Annotated in this window: 4 protein-coding genes and 1 pseudogene; 3 read left to right on the forward strand and 2 right to left on the reverse strand. The window is 71.1% G+C overall.

Annotation, left to right across the window (positions count from 1 at the left end; translation table 11 throughout):
* Positions 1–303, forward strand: a pseudogene (locus WA805_RS20040) (pyridoxal phosphate-dependent aminotransferase); the annotation flags it as partial.
* Positions 304–306: 3 nt separating this feature from the next.
* On the opposite strand, the gene WA805_RS20045 reads toward WA805_RS20040, so the two are convergent.
* Together WA805_RS20045 and WA805_RS20050 are read right to left on the reverse strand one after the other, a co-directional pair.
* Positions 307–897, reverse strand: a complete 591-nt coding sequence (locus WA805_RS20045) for a TMEM165/GDT1 family protein (RefSeq protein WP_422281474.1) — start codon at positions 895–897, stop codon at positions 307–309.
* A gap of 475 nt (positions 898–1,372) precedes the next feature.
* Positions 1,373–2,116, reverse strand: a complete 744-nt coding sequence (locus WA805_RS20050) for a Crp/Fnr family transcriptional regulator (protein WP_422281476.1) — start codon at positions 2,114–2,116, stop codon at positions 1,373–1,375.
* A 213-nt stretch (positions 2,117–2,329) separates the two neighbouring features.
* Between WA805_RS20050 and WA805_RS20055 the strand changes: the two genes are divergently transcribed.
* Both WA805_RS20055 and WA805_RS20060 read left to right on the forward strand, forming a co-directional pair.
* The gene (locus WA805_RS20055; RefSeq protein ID WP_425243093.1) at positions 2,330–3,766 is read left to right on the forward strand and encodes a serine/threonine protein kinase; all 1,437 of its coding nucleotides are present in this window, start codon (positions 2,330–2,332) and stop codon (positions 3,764–3,766) included.
* Positions 3,760–5,400 (forward strand): glutamate--tRNA ligase, encoded by a 1,641-nt coding sequence (locus tag WA805_RS20060; RefSeq protein ID WP_422289567.1) that lies wholly within the window; start codon positions 3,760–3,762, stop codon positions 5,398–5,400. Before WA805_RS20055 ends, WA805_RS20060 begins: the two co-directional genes overlap by 7 nt.
* Positions 5,401–5,408 lie beyond the last annotated feature (8 nt).

Raw genomic sequence — 5,408 nt, forward strand, 5'->3', positions numbered from 1 at the left:
GGCGCGTTCTACCTGTACCCGGACTTCGGCGCGCACCACGGGGCGCTGCGGCGGCGCGGCGTCACCACGTCCGCGGAGCTGGCGGCGCTGCTGCTGCGCGATTACGGCATCGGAACGCTGCCTGGCAGCGAGTTCGGCGACCCGGCGACGGCGCTGCGGCTGCGGATCGCGACATCGCGGCTGTACGGGGAGGCCACCTGGCAGCAGGAGGCAGCGCTCACCACCGACGACCCGGTCGCGCTGCCGTGGATCGCCGACGCCCTGGACTGGCTCCGGCAGGCTCTGTCGACGGTCACGGCTTGACTTTTAACTAGCGGCCGCCCAGGCGCTCGTGCCCGCCAGCGCGAGCATGATCACGGCGGCCACCCGGGTCAGCCACTTGACCGGGATGATCTTCAGCAGCCGCCAGCCCACCAGGACCGCCGCCCCGGCGGCCACCCACAGCGCCAGCGTCGCGCCGACCCCGACCGCGAGCGGGTCGTGGTAGCGGGCGGCCAGGCTGATAGTCAGGAACTGCGTCAGGTCACCGAACTCGGCGAGGAACACCACCGCGAACGACGTCGCCGCCACCGGCCAGAACCCGTTCCGCAGGCCGTCCCTGCCGATGTCGTCCTCGTCCTCTTTATCGTCACCGCGGCTCTGCCGCCAGAGCAGCACCGCCCCGGCCAGGAACGCGGCGGCGGCCAGCGCTTCCACCGCACGGTGCGGCAGCAGGCTGAGCGCTCCGCCCGCGGCGACAGCCAGCGCCACCTGGGCCGTGAACGCGGCGGCGGCGCCGACGAACACGTACCACGGCCGGTACCTGCTGCTCAGGATCAGGCAGGCCAGCACGGTCTTGTCAGGGAGTTCGGCGGGCAGCACGGCCAGGAAGCTGGTCAGTGCCACGGTGAGGCTCATCCGGGGGGCGCTCCATATGTCGGGCCGGCCGGCTACCGCCGGGCGAACCCGGGACCTCCGGCACGGCAGCATGCTGCTCGGCCGAAGGTCTCACTCAGGTCGTCACAGCCCGTGCGGGCGGTTACGACCCCCCGGGAACCGGGCCCGCGCTCGATCGCTGACAAGCGCTGGGCCGAGATTGTCGGCACCCGGCGTCGGAGCTACTCCCCTTCGCTCGCCCATGGTAGCCCACGCGGGACTCGGAGGCATCCGCCACGGTCGGGCCAATGGGGGTCGCGGCCCCCGTGCGCGATCCCCGCTACCGCTCCCCCGGGCACTGCGGCCCCCGGTAGCACGGAGAAGAGCGGCCGCCCGCAAGGTGCCTGCGCCCGGCCGCTCTGATGTCCCTCCGCAAGGACATGTTTCTCCGCGAGCACGACTGTAGGCGACCGCGCCAGCAGGCAAACCCTCTGGTGATGGATTCAGCGCGATCGTGTCAGGAAAATCGGAGGGCGCCGAGGAAGGACATGTCGCGGATGGCGATCTTCCTGTACCTGGTCGCGATGACGCCCTCTTTGCGCAGATCGCCGAGCACCCGCTCGGTGGTCGACACCGCGACTCCGGCCAGCTCGCCAAGCTCCGACTGGGTGATGAGCAGCGGAATCACCACCGCGCCGTCCCCGGCCTGCTCCCCGTAGTCCTCCGCCAGCTCATACAGCACCTGGGCGACCCGTTCCCTGGCACCGCAGGTGCGCTCGGCCGCGTGCCGCTCCGTCGCGGCCCGCATCTTGGCGACCAGGGACTTGGTGATGGTGGTCTGCGCCGCGGGATACCGCTGGCCGAACTCGGTGAACCGGGCCCGGCTGATCCTGATCGCGGAGACCGCGCCGACCGCACGGGCGGTGGCGGTACGCGGTTCGCCGTCGAGCACGGCGAACTCGCCGATGAGGTCACCGCGGGACCGGACGGCCAGCATCGTCTCGGTGCCGCTCTCGGCGGCGACAGTGACCTTGACCATGCCGTCGGTCAGCACATAGAGCCCGTCGCCGGGATCGCCCTGGAGCACCAGGATGCCGTCGTCGGGGAACTTGACCGGGCTGCCCGCGGCGAGCAGCGCGATGCGCTCCGGTTCGGTCAGCTGGGCGACCAGGCTTTGCGGCGGCCAGTTGACGCGGTCGGGTGAGGCCGCGGCGGCTCGGTGCGGCGGCGGCGTGGAGTGCGGAGATAGCGGAAGGGACACGTCAGTATTTTGCCAGGTCTGCGCAAGCGGTAGCGGACACAACTGAATCCGTTGTCGAATCAAGCTATTTCAGTCTGTCTCAGCCTTTCCGGAGAAGAGGGCTACCCATTACTCTTTCACATAAGGGGACATGGGGTGGGGGAAATGGCAGACGGCGTGGCCGCCGAGCCCCGGGGGCAAGGCTACGGACGTAAACTCCGAATAGGATTCGTATTGGATGTCGCCGGCTACGGCACGCGTTCCGCGCCGGCGCAGAACGAGGTGCAGCGGCGGCTTCCGCTGCTTGTGGTCGATTCGCTCGCCGAATGCGGGATGGACCTCGGCAGTGTCGACCACGAGTGGACCGGAGACGGCATCAACGTGGTGCTGCCCGCCGACGTCGATCCAACCGTGGTGTTGCCGGTGCTCATCCGGTCGCTGGCCGCGAACCTCGGCGCGGATAACGTGCGGAGCGTCGACCGTATCCGGCTGCGGATGGCGGTTGGCGTCGGCCTGGTCGAGCAGAGCGCGGCCGGTTTTGGCGGCCCAATGATCGTGGACACGAACCGTTTGGTCGGCAGCGCGCCACTGCGCGCCGCATTGGCCGCCTATCCCAGCGCCGATCTCGCCGTCGCGATATCGGATCAGGTGTACGCCACAGTAATCAGGCCGGGATATCCGGGAATTCCGGGATCTCAGTTCAACCGGGTGAGCGTCGTCGCCAAGGAATTCACCGGGCCCGCCTGGATATGGGTATCCGCCCGGCAGTGGGGCGCGCCTGCCTACCGGCCGCTGCGCGCCGACGACCCGTGCGAGATCGGCGGCTACCGCATCGCGGCGTGGCTCGGCGACGGTCCCGCGGGCCGGGTCTACCTCGGCCATCCCCGCCCGGGCCCCGGCGGCGGCTGGGTCGCGGTGAAGAGGTTCCGCCAGGAACTGGTCGCCGACGCCGGCGCCCAGCGCCGCCTCACGGCGGGGGCGCTGGCCGCGCGGGTGGTGCGCGGCGCGCACATCGCGCACGCCGTGGACGCGGATACCGAATCAGGCCGGCCGTGGGTCGCGAGTGTCCTGGTCCTCGGCCCGTCGCTGGCCGAGACGGTGGCCGAGACCGGGCCGCTGCCCGCCGCGGCCGTCATCTGGATCACCCTCGACGTCGCCCGCGCGCTGGTGCCGCTGCACGGCGCCGGGCTGGCCCACCAGTCGGTCACTCCCGGGAACGTGCTGCTCGAACCCGGCGGCCCCGCACTCACCGACTTCGCCATCAGCAAGGCCGCGCTGACCACCGGTGTCGCGCCGCCCGCCGACGATGTGTTCCAGCTCGGCAACGCGGCGTTCTACGCCGCGACTGGCCGGTCGCCGTGGCACACCTGCCCCGCGGACATGATCGCGGCGGGAGAAGAGGCCGGCGAGCCGGACCTGGCCGGCTGTCCTGCCGCGCTGCTGCCGACGCTGAAGGCCTGCCTGACGGCCGATCCCGGGCGGCGGCCCACGGCCGCCGAAGTGCTCACCATGCTGACCGACGTCGCGGGCCAGCGGCCGCGGTCCTGGCTGCCCGGCACTATCACGGCACGGTTCGACGAGTACCGGCAGTTCCCGCCAGAGCCTGCTCCGGCGCACCGGGCGCGGTTCCCTTACCTGCGCCGCCCGCCGAGTAGGCTCAATCCATGCTGAGCCAGGAACTGGTCGACTCGCTGTTCCCGTCCGAGCTGCCCGCCCCCGGGCACTGGGCGCGGCGGTACCCGCCCCGCGAGCTGCCGTCCGGCGCCGAGGTCACCAGGTTCGCGCCGAGCCCGACCGGCTGGCTGCACATCGGCGGCGTGTTCACGGCCAGCGTCGACCAGGACATCGCGCACCACTCCGGCGGCGTCTACCTGGTCCGCATCGAGGACACCGATCAGTCCCGGTTCGACCCCGAGGCGGCCAGCCAGTTCGAGGCCGCCTTTGACTACTTCGGCATCGGGCCCGATGAGGGCGGCGAGACGGGCGGCTACGGCCCCTACGCCCAGTCGGAACGCGGCCAGATCTACCTGACGTACGTCAGGGAACTGATGCGGCAGGGCAAGGCGTACCCGTGCTTCGAGACCAAGGAGCAGGGCGAGGCGCGCGTCGCGAGGCAGCGCGCGACCGGAGCGCTGCCCGGCTACTACGGCGAGTGGGCGATCTGGCGGGATGCCGCCGAGGAGGAGGTGCGCGAGCGGCTCGCCGTGGGCGCCCCCTACGTGGTGCGCTTCAGGTCACCGGGCGCCGGCGGCCGCCGGGTCAGCTTCACCGACGAGATCCGCGGCGAGATCACCCAGGACGACAACCGCAACGACGTGGTGATCCTCAAGAGCAGCGATCAGCCGCTCCGGTTGCCTACCTACCACTTCGCGCACGCCGTGGACGATCACCTGATGCGGGTAACGCTGGTGATCCGCGGCGAAGAGTGGCTGTCCTCGGTGCCGCTGCACCACCAGCTGTTCGACGCGCTGGGTTTCCCCCGGATCCCGTACGCGCACGTCGCGCCCCTGATGAAGCAGGACGGCGGCAGCCGCCGCAAGCTGTCCAAACGCAGGGACCCGGAAGCCAGCGTCGGCTACTACATCGAGCAGGGCATCCCGGTGGAGGCGGTGCGGTACTACCTGCGCGGCCTGGCCAACGGCAGGCTCGCCGAGATGCCGCTGCCCGAGGCGCTGGCCACCCCGCTGCGGCTGTCAGAGTTCGGCGTCGCTGGCCCGCTGCTCGACCTGGTGAAGCTGGACGACATCTGCGCCGACTTCGTGAGCACGCTGCCCGGCGCGGAGATACTGGACCGGGTGCTGCCGTGGGCGGACGGCTACGATCCTGACCTGGCCAGCGTGCTGCGCGCGGAGCGGGACCTGGCGCTGCGGGCGCTGGCCGTCGAGCGTGAGGGCGCCGACAACCCGCGCAAGGACCTGCGCCGGTGGGCGGAGTTCCGCCCGGTCTACGGGTTCTTCTTCCCGGAAATCTTCGAGCCCGTCACCGACCCGGCCGACCCAAGGTTCGGCGGCCTCGACCCGGACATGGTCCGCGTGATCGGGTCGGGTTTCGCCGACGGTTATAAGCCGCTCGATCCCGGCCCGGCCTGGTTCGAGCAGGTCCGCGAACTCTCCGCCAGGCTCGGCTTCGCGCCGAGCAATAAGGAGTACAGGAAGAACCCGGACGCTTACCCCGGCTCGATCGCCGACGTATCGCAGGTGATCCGGGTGCTGCTCACCGGCTCCCGGCGCAGCCCCGACCTGGGCCAGGTCTGCGCCGCCATCGGCGAGCCCGAGGTGCTGCGCCGCGCCCGCGCCCTCAGCTAGCCGGGACG

The sequence above is a fragment of the Trebonia sp. genome (assembly GCF_049794275.1).
In the GTDB taxonomy this organism is placed as follows: domain Bacteria; phylum Actinomycetota; class Actinomycetes; order Streptosporangiales; family Streptosporangiaceae; genus Trebonia.